Here is a 15,104-nt window from a genome sequence, read left to right on the forward strand (position 1 = left end):
TACGCATGTTACTAAATAAATTGTGTCAACTTATTTAGTACACTACAGTTTGATCTTAAACGCAAGTGCGTTTTGAATTGAACGCAAGTACGTTTTCCAAGGAAGGAAAAAAAACTTGCTGAAGAGAGAAAAAAGGGTGTCTTTATATCCTATATAAATAAGGTGATAGGGAAAAGAATTTAAAGTGACAAAATGCAAACAAAGAAATGTAACCTACTCTTTGCAAAATTGGGATATGACATCTAAAAATAGTGAAATTTTTCCGTAATTGCCGAAAATCATCTTTTTTCATCCTATATTTACCAGTGTAAAGATTCGTTTTTCACTGATAACTTTCCTATCTTTGCATTGAAGAAAAAACAAAGACTGACTATACACTTTTATACATAACTTAAATACATAAGAATTATGGAATTTGTAACAAACGAAAAACTTACCATTGTTGGTGCTGCCGGTATGATCGGTTCTAACATGGCTCAGACTGCTATCATGATGGGCTTAACTCCTAACATCTGCTTGTACGACCCGTACGCTCCAGGTTTGGAAGGTGTTGCTGAAGAATTGTTCCACTGCGGTTTCGAAGGTGTGAACATCACTTTCACTTCAGATATCAAAGAAGCGCTGACTGGTGCTAAATATATCGTAAACTCAGGTGGTGCTGCTCGTAAAGCTGGTATGACTCGTGAAGACCTGTTGAAAGGTAACGCAGCTATCGCAGAAGAATTCGGTAAGAACGTAAAACAGTACTGTCCGGATGTAAAACACATCGTAGTTATCTTCAACCCTGCTGACATCACAGGTTTGATTACACTGTTGTACTCTGGTTTGAAACCGGGTCAGGTAACTACTTTGGCTGCTCTTGACTCTACTCGTCTGCGCAGCGAATTGGCTAAACACTTCGGCGTTTCTATGGACGCAGTTGAAAACTGCCGTACTTACGGTGGTCACGGCGAACAGATGGCTGTATTTGCTTCTACTGCTAAAGTAAACGGTAAAGCTTTGACAGACATCATCGGTACTGACGCTTTGACAAAAGAACAGTGGGCTGAAATCCAGCAGAAAGTAACTAAGGGTGGTGCTAACATCATCAACTTGCGTGGCCGTTCTTCATTCCAGAGCCCGTCATACGTTTCTATCGAAATGATTGGTGCTGCTATGGGTGGTAAAGCATTCCGCTGGCCGGCTGGTACTTACGTTTCTAACGAAAAGTACGACCACATCATGATGGCTTGGGAAACTTCTATCACTGCTGACGGTTGCCACTGCGCTGCTTTGAACGGTACTGCAGAAGAACAAGCTGCTTTGGATAAGAGCTACGAACACTTGTGCGCACTGCGTGACGAAGTAATCGCTATGGGCGTTCTTCCTCCAGTAGCTGAATGGAACAAGCTGAACCCGAACATTAAATAATCGGATTTTCCATTAATATAAAAGGAGACTGAATCATCGGTCTCCTTTTTTTATGCCCTTCCCCAATGTCGTTGTACATCATATAAAATTATAAACATCTCATTTTTACGTATTTATACTTTCCTAATGTACATCTGAAAACTTTCAGTCGCTCTCTTAAAAGCACTACCTTTGCCGCTCTCTTTACCATGTATTTCTAAAACTACGGGCAGCAATGAGAATATGCACTTTATTATTTTTCTTTATTTCAGCACTGACCTGTCACTCGCTGTGTGCACATACTCCCGCGAGCAGTTATTTTTTGATGCAAGACTCTACGTCTTCTCTCACCTCATCGGCTCTTCCTGCGAAACAAAAGAAAACAAAGGAACTTTTCCAGCAAAATTTTTCGTACATGGGAATTCCTTTTATCGTTTCCGGATTAATCGTCAAAAAACAAAACCAGGATTTCCGTACACTGCGCAATCGCTTCCAGCCGACCTTTCACCACGAATATGACAATTATACACAATATGTCCCGTTAGTTACTACATGGGGCATGAAATTAGCTGGAGTAGAAAGCCGCAGTTCATGGAAGGAACTCACAGTCAGCAATGTTTTCTCAGCAGCCTTGATGGCCGGCTTTGTCAACACCTTGAAATATACGACCAAAGAAATGCGTCCGGACAATTCATCAAACAATTCATTTCCTTCCGGACATACAGCCACCGCTTTTATGTGCGCCACAATCCTGCATAAAGAATACGGCATGCTCAGCCCGTGGTACAGCATCGGAGGATATACCTTAGCGGGAATAACCGGTATCACACGCCAGCTGAACAACCGTCACTGGATTGGCGATGTGCTGGTAGGAGCTGGGATTGGCATGATTTCAACGGACTTAGGCTATTTCTTTTCCGATCTGATTTTTCGTAAGAATACCACCAGCAGCCAGTTAACAACCCACTTCAACCGCTACGATACACCTTCATTCCTGAGCCTCAACATGGGATTTGCCACAGGACCTTCTACCCTGCGTACTGCCGAACTATATGACACAGAAGAAGGAACTCCTTTGGGTATGCGCCTGCGTACGGGCACATCGACCGTCGTCAGCGCAGAAGGAGCCTACTTTTTCAATGCGTACATCGGTTTGGGAGGGCGCCTGAGAGTAGCTACCGTACCTGTTATCGCCGACATTCCCGAAGAGAACAAAAAGCATTTTGACCTGGACAATGACCTGAAGGAAGGAGCCCCTGTCAACATGTACCTGCTGGACGGACTGGAATCTGACCATTTAGGCATGTGCGACATCGATTTAGGGCTTTACTTTTCTTATCCGCTCAGCAATCGCTTCCTGATAGGAAGCAAACTGTTAGCCGGACGACGCACTAATGCAAACTTTACCTTAAACTCTATTTCACGGATTAATCCAGCCATTTTCGACCGCCAGAAAGTGAGCCAGGAAGCTTACGACCAATTCTATAAAGCCGACGTAGATTACTATATCCAGCAGGAAGGTCTCAGCATTCAGGAAATGCTACAGAGTACTTTCATTGATGAGGAATTTCTTCACATTCGTAAAAGTTCTACTTTCAAATTAGGAACCGGACTTTCTCTCGCCTACCGCTACAAAGAAAATGCGGCCCTGCGTCTCTATTGCGACTATGACTTTGCCTCCCCCCGACTGACATACGACCTGAAGAACTCCTGGGCAGACGAAGACGGTAACCGGGAAGTCCGTTCGTATAGTAAAAGAACGCCTATGCATAATTTTACTTTCGGAGCTTCCATCGCGTTCATGTTCTAACACGAAAGCCGTTGCACATTCTACTTATTTTTATTATTTTCGCCCTTCGAAATGATTGACCAAGCTACCATAGACCGAATACTGGATGCTGCACAAATAGTAGATGTGGTATCCGAGTTTGTCACACTCCGCCGCCGGGGAGTGAACTACATCGGACTATGCCCGTTCCACAATGAAAAGACCCCTTCTTTCAGTGTATCTCCCAGCAAAGGATTATGCAAATGTTTCAGTTGCGGTAAGGGAGGGAATGTGGTGCACTTCATCATGGAGCACGAACAGCTTTCTTACTACGAGGCACTGAAGTGGCTGGCTAACAAATATCACATCGAAGTAAAGGAACGGGAACTCACCGACGAAGAAAAACAAGCACATAGTCTGCGTGAAAGCTTGTTTGTAGTCAATCAGTTTGCATCCGAATATTTTCAAGACATACTTTATAATCACATCGACGGACAGCGTATCGGTATGACCTACTTACGCAGCCGAGGATTCCGTGATGACATTATCAAAAAGTTCCAGTTAGGATACAGCACAGACAGTCACGATGCACTGGCACGTACAGCCAAACAGAAAGGCTATCAAGAAGAGTTTCTGGTAAAAACCGGCTTGTGCTATAGAAAGGACGACGGTTCACTTCGCGACCGTTTCTGGGGGCGTGTCATTTTCCCCGTACATACCTTATCGGGAAAAGTAGTAGCTTTTGGCGGACGTGTATTGAGCGCTGCCACCAAGAACGTGCAGATGAAGTATGTCAATTCTCCGGAATCGGAGATATATCACAAAAGCCGGGAACTCTATGGCATTTATTTTGCCAAGCAGGCCATTGTACGCCAGGACCGCTGCTTCTTGGTTGAAGGCTATACCGATGTCATTTCCATGCACCAGAGTGGAATTGAAAACGTGGTGGCTTCTTCGGGTACGGCATTGACCTCCGACCAGATACGACTGATTCATCGCTTTACCAATAACATCACGGTATTGTATGACGGTGACGGAGCCGGAATCAAGGCCAGCATACGCGGTATTGACATGCTGCTGGAAGAAGGCATGAACATCAAGGTATGTCTGCTCCCCGATGGAGACGACCCCGACAGCTTTGCCCGCAAGCATAATGCCACCGACTATCAGACCTACATCAATGAGCACGAAGTGGACTTCATCCGTTTCAAGACGAACCTGCTGATGGAAGAAGCAGGAAAAGACCCGATCAAACGTGCCAGCCTGATTTCCAGTATCGTAAAAAGTATCTCTGTGATACCTGACTCGATTGTCCGCTCCGTATATACACGCGAGTGCAGCCAGCTTCTGCAAATGGAAGAGAAAATCCTGATAGAAGCGGTAAACAAACTGATAGAGCAGGCACAGGAAAATAAATACAAGGAAATCCAACGGAAGCAACGACAGGCCACCCAGGATGCTCAACCTGCTCCTCCGACTACTTACCCGGAGGCACAGCCGACAGAGATTCCTATACCGGATGAGACTCAGCTTCCTCCTGCTCCTCTGGAAACAGCAGCAGAGTATATACCTCCAACTGCTGAACAGCCAGCCGGACAACCCGCAAGCACTCCTGTTCCTACGGACAATTACCTTTCGTATATCCCATTGGAAGGGAACGAACAGAAACTGTTCTACAAGAAGGAACAGCTCCTCCTGCAAATGATTGTCCGCTATGGGGAGAAAGTGATGTGTTATTTTGAGGATGAAAACGGAGAAGAGCAACCGCTCACTGTCATAGAATGTATTTCTTCCAGCTTGAAGGAGGATGAACTACAGTTTCACTATCCTTTAGACCGCCGCATCCTAAAAGAAGCAGAGAATCATCTGCATGACGAAGGCTTTGTGTCTGAGCGCTATTTCCTGACTCATCCTGATCCGGAAATCAGTAAACAGGCCGCAGAACTGGCCAGCGACCGCTATCAGCTAAGCAAGTACCACTCCAAAGGACAGGCAATCATCACCGATGAAGAAAGACTTTATGAGTTAGTTCCCAGGTTGTTAATTGATTTCAAGCTATCGATTGTAGAAGAAGAAATGAAGCATACCCTGCAGGCTTTAGCCAATCCGGACATCTATAACAATCCGGAGAAATGTCAGGAAATCATGCAACATTACAAAGAGTTGCAAAAAATTCAGATTCCAATGGCACAAAAAGCAGGCGACCGCGTCATTTTACGTTAGCTATTTCCCCTCTCCACTTACGATAAAAGGGGAAATAGTCTCTTTCATATTAATATTTTGCACGAATCAGGTTCATGAACTCTTCGCGCGTCTTGGCCTGATTGAATGCGCCTGTAAAGTCAGAGGTAGTCGTTACAGAATTCTGCTTTTCCACGCCTCTCATCTGCATACACATGTGTTTGGCGTCTACTACCACCATTACGCCTAATGGATTCAGTGTTTCTTGGATACACTCCTTTATTTGAAGCGTCATGCGTTCCTGCACCTGCAAACGGTGAGAAAAAATATCTACCACACGAGCAATCTTACTCAGCCCCGTAATGTATCCGTTAGGAATATATGCCACATGGGCCTTTCCGTAGAACGGCAGCATGTGATGCTCGCACATGGAAAAGAAATCAATGTCCTTCACAATCACCATCTGGCTGTAAGGTTCCTTGAATTTTGCGGCATTCAGCACTTCTCTCGGATCCATTTCATATCCGCGAGTCAGCGTCAGCATGGCTTTTGCTACACGCTCAGGGGTTTTCAACAGTCCTTCTCTTTCAGGATCTTCACCCAGCAAAGAAAGGATTTCCTTGTAATGCCCGACCAGTTTCTCAACCTTCTCTTGCGGCCAGTTTATCGAATTTGTATCTGTCATCATTATTCTATAGGTATATTAATCTGTTCACGCACAATAGACACTTCCTTAAAAACTCCTGTAGCTTTCAATTTACGCATGGTTACATGTGCTTCTTCAATACTTTTAAAGTCTCCTACCCGGCACAGCCAGCGAGGAGGCTGAAAATAAGTATAAACCGGAAGTTCCGGAAATTCTTCTTTCACTTTCGTTGCTACCCTATTCGCTTCACTACGCGCCTGACGGGAATTATTCCCAGCGTATACCTGTACGCGAAATCCACGAGCTTTTAATGTCTTTACCGGCTCCGAACTGGTAGAACGCACATAACGTTTCCCTATCAAAGAGGTAATCTGTGCATCCTGGTGGATAGTCACTACACCTTCTCCCGCCCGACGGGTCTGCAGGCTTTCGATAATGTTCTGCTGGGCATAAGCCCCGCCGACACACAAAACAGAAACTACAAATAAAAGATATTTCAGCATAAGCGGATTTTTAGATAGACATAGAAAACAAAAGTCAATTGAGCACAGAGACCATACGACGGTGCTACGTCCTCACATCATCTCTGTGCTCATAAGTCGCTCCTGACTAATTCAAAAAAGAATTATTTAAAAGCGTCGATGATACCCTTGAAGTCTGCAACTTTCAAAGCAGCACCACCAATCAGACCACCGTCTACATCAGGATTAGCGAACAATTCTTTTGCGTTAGAAGGCTTGCAGCTTCCACCGTACAGGATAGAAGTATTTTCAGCTACTTCCTGACCGTATTTAGCAGCAACCAAAGAACGGATGTGAGCGTGGATTTCCTGAGCCTGTTCCGGAGTAGCAGTCTTACCTGTACCGATAGCCCAAACCGGTTCGTAAGCCAAGATTACTTTACCGAAATCTTCAGCAGACAAAGAGAATACAGAAGCCAGCTGAGCTTCTACTACTTCATTCTGTTTGTTAGCTTCACGTTCTTCCAATACTTCACCGATACAGAAGATAGGTTTCAAGTTGTTAGCCAAAGCCAGTTTAACTTTTTCTTCCAGGATTTCAACTGTTTCGTGATAGTAAGCACGACGTTCAGAGTGACCCAAGATTACATACTGAGCACCTGTAGATGCAACCATTTCTGCAGAAACTTCACCTGTATAAGCACCAGAGACTTTGTCAGCGCAGTTTTCAGCACCTACACCAATGATAGAGCTGTCCACCAGAGGAGTTACAGAAGCCAAGTGAATGAAAGGAGTACAGATGATTACATCGCAGTTTGGTTTGTCTGCTGTCAATGCTTCGTTCAATTCTTTTGCCAATGCAATACCTTCCTGCAGGTTCTTGTTCATTTTCCAGTTACCTGCTACAATGTTTTTTCTCATTTTGTTTAAATTTTAAAGGGTTAGTTATAATGTTTCTTTTTTATTCTCTTCCTCTTTTTTCTTTTTGCGGCTTTTTATGCGCAACCATATCAGGTCGATCACGGTCAGCAGCAGCAAAGGCCCCAGGAACCAGCCGGTCACTTCTACCACCTTATGCACATTGGTTTTCGGATTCCATGTACTGAATGGAAGTTTCTCCAGCGGTGCATTCAACTGGTATTCATCTGGCAGATTGGAAACACTCCATTTACGCAGCACGACTCCTTTTTTCAGCAGCATCAATCCCGGATTGGAACGAATCATCGTTTTCAGCGTAATCTCATCCATCAACGCAAACGGATATTCCGCTCCTGTATTTTCCTGCCAGTCTATGATATCCTGCTCCGAAGAAGCTGTCAGACAAAGGAAACGATACCCGTGTTCCACGCTGTAATCATACACTTCATTGATCAAATCCATACCACTATCGTCTGCCTGCTTCAACCATGGTGCCACCAGTAAAAACGTGTACTGGTCGCTATGAAGTATGTCATCGGTCAAATCCTCTCCCGTTTCCAGTGAAGTAATCGAGAAGTCGTGAATAGGAGGTTCATAGCCCTTCTCCTTCACCCGCGTCTTCGAATCGACAAAGGTCCACGTGGAATCTGTCGGGAAATTATCAATCGTAAATTCCTGTTCTTTACCGTCTTTCGAATAAATAAAAATCGTTTCATACTCGGTAGGCTTCTCACCTTCAGGAATTGTCATGCCTTTTATGATGTCTGCTCCTACATGATAAGGACGAAAATCGAACACAGGCAGGTAGCGCAGGCAGAACAACATGAAGAAGATGATGAACAGAATACTGTAAAGCGAAATCAGCCAGTCCACCTTCGTGGTGACCAGATTAAAGATATGCCGACGCCACTTAAACACGGAAATAGCCGCAATAAGCAACACGATGTTCTTGAAGAAAGTCTCCCAGTTGGTCAGCACAACCGCATCACCAAAACATCCACAATCGGAAATCGGATTGGCTATGGCCAGCCACAATGTCAACGGTGTCATAAACGCCATCATCAACAAAGCCAGCAAAGGAGCTACCCTCCGACGAATACCGAAGAACAGATAAATGCCAAGAATAAACTCAAACAAGGCACAGAGCATAGCTGCCAGATAAGGCACATATCCTGCGCTCAGGCTCTGCAGCCCCCATGCTTCCAGGTAATCCTGTACCTTATAGACCGTGCCCAAAGGGTCATTGGCCTTAACAAATCCGGAGAACAAAAAAACGACAGCCAGTAAAAAACGGCAGACGTTACTCCAGATCACAGTTGCTTTATGTAGAAACTTATTCTCCAAATTCCAGCTTAATCAATCCGAAAACGGCATAATTAATCATATCCATATAATTGGCGTCTACACCTTCTGAAACCAAGGTGTCTCCTTTCAAAGATTCGATTTGCTTGGTCCGATAAATCTTCATCAAAATCAAATCTGTATAGGAAGTGATGCGCATGCTACGCCAAGCCTCATCATAGTCATGATTCTTCGCCAGCATCAGTTTCAGCGCCTTGTCGGCATAGGTATCATATAATTCCAGCGCACGCTCTTCAGTTATATCTTCCTTCTCAGCATAGCCCAGTTCCAGCTGAATAAGCCCGATAATACCATAATTGACAATTGCAATAAACTCCGGACGAATGCCTTCATCTATCAAGGACACGCCCTTCACTTCGATACTGCGAATACGGTTTGCCTTAATATAAATCTGGTCTGTCACGGAAGACGGACGCATGATGCGCCAGGCAGCTCCGTAATCATGCAACTTTTTAGCAAACAAATCACGGCATACTGCAATTACATGCTCAAATTGTTTCTTGGTTTCTTCCATCTTTTATGCTCGAATATGTGGCAAAGTTACTGTTTTTTCAGAGAGCACACAAAAATAATGGAAATAAAAATGCCATTTCATACAGTCCTGACAGAACTGTATGAAATGGCATTTCCTTTTATTTCAATAAATTTGTTTCCCAGATTAAGAACATCTCAAGACTTGTCCGATACGCAACGTTGTAGTACGTTTTATACCATTAATCTGACACAAGCGGTCGATGGATACGTGATACAAACGAGAGATACGTCCCAATGTATCACCCTTACGGATTTTATGATAGCGGATAGCTGATTTTTCCGCCTCTGCCGCACCGGATTTTCCTGATTTTACAGCAGCCAATGCACGAGTACGCTGATATGCATAACGGTTGGCACCACGCACAAACAAATAGCTGTCTGAAACGATATCCTGGTTCGGGAAATCAAACATAAATTCTGGATTTATCACCTCACCTAAGAAACGAGTTTCAAAATGAAGGTGAGAACCGGTAGAACGTCCGGTATTTCCTCCCAAACCAATCGGGTCACCCGCCTTTACATATTCATCTTCAGCTACAATCTGCTTAGACAAGTGTCCGTAAATGGTTTCCAAACCATTGTCATGACGAATTACTACATATTTGCCATAACCTCTACGTTCATATTTCACCATGCGCACACGCCCGTCGAAAGCAGCACGGATGGTATCGCCGATATAGACCTTAATGTCCAATCCGTTGTGCATACGCCGCCAGCGCGGACCACATTTAGAAGTAATTTTTGTATGAGTTGTCGGCATGCAGAAGCCTGTCAGATCGATTCGGAAACTATCTGGAACCTGTACATTACCACCGTAAGCATGAACGCGATCATTGTTCCAGTTTGGATAAAGACTGTAAGCGGGATATACTGCCTGTTCTGCCTTAATCTGGCGAATCAGGGCTAATGAATCCACTGCTTTTAATTTTCTGTCAATCGGCGCCTGACGAGCCAGAAGATCTTGTCCTGAAACATTGATACTGACCATGGCCAGAGCCGCCATTGCTACTGTTCTAATACACTTTAAAATCATTATACCTTATATTTTTCAGCTAGTATCCGTCGGATGGCCTTTTTCCAGCCCGACCCTTATTCAGAATACCATTACTGGTTTAAAACAAATCACTTTCAGAGTGCACTTCTGCCTTCATTTCATGCAGATATGCTTGACTGCTTTACAAATAGCGTTCCAAAGATAAAAAAAATTCGGTATATCCGGCTGAGGGATTAACGATTTTTCATGTATTTTTATACGCAAAACATAGAATAAATGTTTTACAACATAACATTCAGCAATACAAAGAATTAAACAAAATCACTTTAACGAAGGATTCCAATCTTCCCGAGCCACAAATTTTCCCTCTTTCCACTCCAGACAAACGGGTTGCGATTTCAAATAAGGCTTTAAATCTTTTGCGGTTTCCTTGTCCAGATAGTCGGGCGTAGTATAAGTGAACTTGAGCACCGGTTTGTCAGACGACAATTCAGCCTTCCACAAGTACATGTCGGCATAGGCACGAAGGTTCTTCAAGGAGTCAGCCTGGGCTGTCGAAGCCGGAGTCAAATAAAATTCATCTTCTTGCGGAAGCTGTAAAAAATCGGAAAGCGGCAATTCATGCCAGTTCGTATCATAAAAAGTAATCTGACTGTCAGCAGCCGGAGCCGAATAGGTTGAAACGGCACAAATCACTTTCACGGAGTCATTCAGCGGAAGCAGCTTCAGTTCCAAGGTGCTGGCCGAAGTCGTTTTCAGGAACAAATAATCTGAAGTCAGTTTAGTCATTTCCGACATATTCCCAAAACGGTTCTTCACCTCTGCCTTCATCCCACTTTCCAGAAAATCACCGAAGTCGGCCCGGTTTACCTCCGTCAAAAGCGGTGACAAGGAATCTGGCAATGCCACAAAAAGCGTTTTCAAATCCTGCGCACGCCCTGCAGCACCACATACATACAACACGAATATCAATATCAAAATACGTTTCATAACCAGCTATTCAAAAAAGTGCCCAAATATACAACTATTTCTGTTAGTAAGAAAAAATCTCTCTCCCTTCTCAATTTTTCCCATCCCGCCTTTTCAGGAATTCACTGGGGCTTTCTCCAAAATAGTCTTTATAACACCGGGTGAAGTAAGACGGAGAACTGAATCCCACTTCGTAGGTGATTTCGGCCACCGTCTTTTCAGAGGATGCCAGCAAAGAGGCGGCCTTTTTCAACCGGGCAATGCGTAACAATTCATTCGGAGCATATCCGGTCAGAGACTTTGTTTTACGATACAGCTGCACACGCCCCAATCCCAGCTCGGCTCCCAAATCTTCCACGCTCAATTCGGAGTCGCCCATCTTCTCGTCTATCAATGTCTTCAGTTTTTCCACAAATCCCTTATCCACTTCACCCAACGACTGTTTGCCGCCTCCCGTCACATCTTCTGCCAACGATTTCAACCGTTTCCGGTTGTCTATCAAATTGCGGATACGTGTCATCAAGAGTTTCGCATTGAAAGGTTTGGTAAGATATGCATCTGCTCCCGAATCATAGCCCTGAATCCGCTGCTCATCCATGGCGTATGCCGTAAGCATCAGCACAGGGATATGCGAGGTCTGCAATTCACTCTTCAACCGCTTGCAGCATGCGATACCGTCCATGACAGGCATCATGACATCGCACACCACCACGTCTGGCACATACTTCATGGCTTGCTTCACACCCTCCAGCCCGTTGACCGCCTCAACCACGACATATTTATCTTGCAACAGCATTTTCACATAATCACGCACATCCTGATTGTCATCAATGACCAGCACCATCTCCTTGTCGGCAGATTCTTCCACACCCGTATTTTCTGTCCATTGATGCAAGGTTTCTTGTCCGGCATCCAGTACGGCTCCCTCCTGTAAGATTTCCAAGGCTTCATTCTTCTCTGTCAGCCCCTTTACTTCACCTTCCTGTTTCATGGGAAGTATCACCCGGAAACATGTCCCCTTCCCTTTTCCACTTTCCACCTGCACCGTACCCCGATGCAAATTCACAAAAGCTTCCACCAGAGCCAGTCCCAGTCCGGAGCCCGTATGCTGCACATCTATCTGATAGAAGTGCTCAAATACATGATGTATATGTTCTTCCGACATGCCTATACCCGTATCTCTGACCTCCATACAGATGCAAGCCTGATTGTTTTGCTCTATCCGTGAAAGCACCACCTTTATCTCCCCTTTTTCCAGAGTAAATTTAAAGGCATTGGACAATAAGTTGTAGGTAATGCGCTCTATCTTTTCCGCATCGGCCACCATCACATACTGCGCCACATCTCCTTCCGCCTTCACTTCAAACTGAATATGTTTCCGGAACGCCAAAGTATGGAATGCCTCTGTCCAATCCTTTATACATTCCAGCGCATTAAATTCAGAAAGCCGCAAAGCCAGTTTGCCATGTTCATATTTCTGGAAATCCAGAATCTGAGTAATCAATCTCAATAAGACTGCGACGTTTTTCCGCACAATCTCCAACATATTCCGCTCCCTCTCACCTAAATGCTTTTCCTCAAGCAACTGGTTGATAGGGTCTGCAATCAGTGTCAACGGTGTACGGAAATCATGCGACACGCTGGTAAAGAAAGCCAGTTTGGCGTGTGTGGCCTCCTCCAACTGGCGTGACAAGACAATCAGCTGGTCACGCTGCGCCTGCAACTGGTCGCGCTGCTGCTCCAGCTGCTGTTTCTGGCTGGAAAGTTCCGTATTCAGCCGGTTCTTCACCCAGAATGCACGCACCAGAAAGAAAAACAAAAAGCCTGCTAAAACCAGTATCACGACACAAGCGTACAGAAACATTTTCTGTGCAGAATAGCGAAGGAAATAATCATCCAGTTGCCGGTTCAACAACTCAATCTTCTGGTCAAGTGTCAGAATGTGCTTCATCTGCATCTGCATCACACGGGCATTGGCACGGTTCACCAGTGCCGTAGATAAGATATTCTCTCTTTGATACGGCTCTCCCCGTAATATAGCCATGGCTACCTGCATTACCTTATCTCCTCCTGTAGGATAAATAAAAGTAGCATCCAGCCTGCCTCCTGCCACACTTTCCACCCCGTCGGTTACCGCATCTACCCCGACAAAAGCTATCTGTCCGGCACGCTTCTTCTGGCGAGCCTTTTCGTATGCCCCGATGGCCATCCGGTCGTTCTGTGCAAAGACCAGGTCGACTTGCGGATACACATCCAGCAAAGAATCCATCACCTCCCCAGCCTTCTGCTGGAACCATCCGGCTTCTACAGAGGCTATTACCTGCACATCCGGAGCTGCTTTCAAAGCCTCCACCATGCCCCGATGACGCTCTACCGCCGGAGTAGAACCTTTCAGTCCGGCAATTTCTATCACCCGCCCTTTCCCTTTCAGGCGGTCTGCGATGTATTCACCTGCCCTACGGCCAATCTCATAATTGTCGGCTCCCACGTATGCCGTATATTTTTCAGAGTTGATTTTCCGGTCAACCAAAATGACAGGAATGCCCGCGTCGTACACTTTCTCGATGACCGGCGTAATGGCCTCTGCCTCATTAGGGGCCACAATCAGCAAGTCAACCTTTTTCTTAATCAAAGACTCAATATCCTGAATCTGACGGACATTGTCATCGTGAGCCTGATACACCTCGATATTCACTCCCGGATAGAACAGGGCTTCCCGAAGAATTTCTTTATTCATCTGGGCACGCCAGTCATCTTCGCTGCATTGTGACACGGCGATGGTATAATCCGCTTCCTTTCGGGAACAAGCCACTGACAAAAACAGCAGGCAGAAGCCTCCTATCCAAGCACAGACTAAACGTTTCATATTCTTTATATCCATTTCTGCAAATGTATGAAAATAGTAGTTACCTGGAAATTCTGATGAAGATAAAATCTCCGGAAGTACAGAAACATACCTCCGGAGATTTTTCACAAGATAAACTGTAAACCCTAAATCTTTTCCTTCAAACACATCGGAAATTCCGGCATGGCTCCATTCTGGGTGCATACAAACGCCGAAGCCTCCACAGCCAGTTCATGTGCCTCACGCACCGTCTTCCCCTTCAAAATAGAAGCCACGAAAGTAGCTGTAAAAGAGTCACCCGCCCCCACCGTATCGGCTACATTCACTTTCGGAGTCTCTACGAATGACACATTACCCGGAGTAAAGACATAACTTCCGTTCACGCCACAGGTCAGAATCAACATCTTCAAATTATATTTTGCCAGCAGAATCCAGCACTTGTCCTGCAGGTCAATACCCGGATAGCCGAACATACGGCTCACAGTGACAAGTTCTTCATCATTTATTTTCAGCACATTACATTTATGGAAAGAATTGCAGAGCACTTCCTTGGTATAAAATCCCTGACGAAGGTTAATGTCAAAGACTTTCAACGTGCCTTCCTTCGGCATGGCATCGAGGAATTGATTGATGGTTTCTCTGGAAACCACGCTCCGCTGAGCCAGTGAACCAAAACAAACGGCTGTGGTCTGCCTGGCCAGCCCTTCCAGTGCCGGGGTATAAGGAATGTTATCCCACGCCACACCTTCCTTTATATCATAACAAGGAATTCCTTCCGCATCCAGCTCCACCTGCACCGTACCAGTAGGATAGGGTACAATCTCAATCATACAGTTCAGTTGCTTTTCACGGAAATTGTCTAATATCTCAACTCCCAGTTTGTCATCGCCCACGGCACTGACCACACGGCTGTCCAGACCAAACTGAGATACATGATAAGCGAAATTAGCCGGAGCCCCGCCCAGTTTCTTGCCTTCCGGAAGCACATCCCAAAGCGCTTCACCCATTCCAACTACAATAGTGTTATTCATGACAATA

At 45.1% G+C, this 15,104-nt stretch carries 12 protein-coding genes; 3 read left to right on the forward strand and 9 right to left on the reverse strand.

All coding sequences use genetic code 11. The features are described 5' to 3' along the window. Nucleotides 1-408 precede the first annotated feature (408 nt). The 3 genes from DXD04_RS12920 to dnaG all read left to right on the forward strand — a co-directional run bounded on the left by DXD04_RS12920 (nt 409) and on the right by dnaG (nt 5,380). Nucleotides 409-1,410, forward strand: a complete 1,002-nt coding sequence (locus tag DXD04_RS12920) for a malate dehydrogenase (protein ID WP_117673675.1) — start codon at nt 409-411, stop codon at nt 1,408-1,410. A 394-nt stretch (nt 1,411-1,804) separates the two neighbouring features. Beyond that, nucleotides 1,805-3,199 carry a phosphatase PAP2 family protein gene (locus DXD04_RS12925; protein ID WP_259299557.1) on the forward strand — a complete coding sequence of 465 codons (1,395 nt, stop codon included), beginning with the start codon at nt 1,805-1,807 and terminating at the stop codon, nt 3,197-3,199. A 51-nt stretch (nt 3,200-3,250) separates the two neighbouring features. Beyond that, nucleotides 3,251-5,380: a DNA primase gene (dnaG, locus tag DXD04_RS12930; protein WP_117673677.1), complete on the forward strand. Its 2,130-nt coding sequence runs from the start codon at nt 3,251-3,253 to the stop codon at nt 5,378-5,380. A gap of 49 nt (nt 5,381-5,429) precedes the next feature. Here the strand turns inward: dnaG and folE are convergent, their stop codons facing one another. From folE to DXD04_RS12970, 9 genes are all read right to left on the reverse strand, one after another. Continuing rightward, complete coding sequence (folE, locus tag DXD04_RS12935) at nt 5,430-6,023, reverse strand: GTP cyclohydrolase I FolE (protein WP_117673701.1); 594 nt, start codon at nt 6,021-6,023, stop codon at nt 5,430-5,432. 2 nt (nt 6,024-6,025) lie between these two features. Then, nucleotides 6,026-6,487 carry an SPOR domain-containing protein gene (locus DXD04_RS12940; RefSeq protein WP_373104174.1) on the reverse strand — a complete coding sequence of 154 codons (462 nt, stop codon included), beginning with the start codon at nt 6,485-6,487 and terminating at the stop codon, nt 6,026-6,028. A 122-nt stretch (nt 6,488-6,609) separates the two neighbouring features. Then, nucleotides 6,610-7,365, reverse strand: coding sequence for a triose-phosphate isomerase (gene tpiA, locus DXD04_RS16960; protein ID WP_117747577.1), 756 nt, complete (start codon nt 7,363-7,365; stop codon nt 6,610-6,612). A gap of 24 nt (nt 7,366-7,389) precedes the next feature. After that, on the reverse strand, nt 7,390-8,706 hold the full coding sequence (locus DXD04_RS16965; protein ID WP_259299558.1) for a BT_3928 family protein: 1,317 nt from the start codon (nt 8,704-8,706) through the stop codon (nt 7,390-7,392). After that, on the reverse strand, nt 8,696-9,238 hold the full coding sequence (locus DXD04_RS12950) for a DUF1599 domain-containing protein (RefSeq protein ID WP_022052766.1): 543 nt from the start codon (nt 9,236-9,238) through the stop codon (nt 8,696-8,698). The genes DXD04_RS16965 and DXD04_RS12950 overlap by 11 nt, the downstream gene beginning before the upstream one ends. 144 nt (nt 9,239-9,382) lie before the next feature. Further along, on the reverse strand, nt 9,383-10,291 hold the full coding sequence (locus DXD04_RS12955; protein ID WP_117673678.1) for a peptidoglycan DD-metalloendopeptidase family protein: 909 nt from the start codon (nt 10,289-10,291) through the stop codon (nt 9,383-9,385). Nucleotides 10,292-10,573: 282 nt separating this feature from the next. After that, the gene (locus tag DXD04_RS12960; protein WP_117673679.1) at nt 10,574-11,242 is read right to left on the reverse strand and encodes a DUF3256 family protein; all 669 of its coding nucleotides are present in this window, start codon (nt 11,240-11,242) and stop codon (nt 10,574-10,576) included. Nucleotides 11,243-11,312: 70 nt separating this feature from the next. Continuing rightward, on the reverse strand, nt 11,313-14,087 hold the full coding sequence (locus DXD04_RS12965; protein WP_117673703.1) for a hybrid sensor histidine kinase/response regulator transcription factor: 2,775 nt from the start codon (nt 14,085-14,087) through the stop codon (nt 11,313-11,315). 125 nt (nt 14,088-14,212) lie between these two features. Next, on the reverse strand, nt 14,213-15,097 hold the full coding sequence (locus DXD04_RS12970) for a carbohydrate kinase family protein (protein WP_117673680.1): 885 nt from the start codon (nt 15,095-15,097) through the stop codon (nt 14,213-14,215). Between the last annotated feature and the right edge of the window lie 7 nt (nt 15,098-15,104).

The sequence above is a fragment of the Phocaeicola plebeius genome, assembly GCF_003437535.1.
GTDB classification, from domain to species: domain Bacteria; phylum Bacteroidota; class Bacteroidia; order Bacteroidales; family Bacteroidaceae; genus Phocaeicola; species Phocaeicola plebeius_A.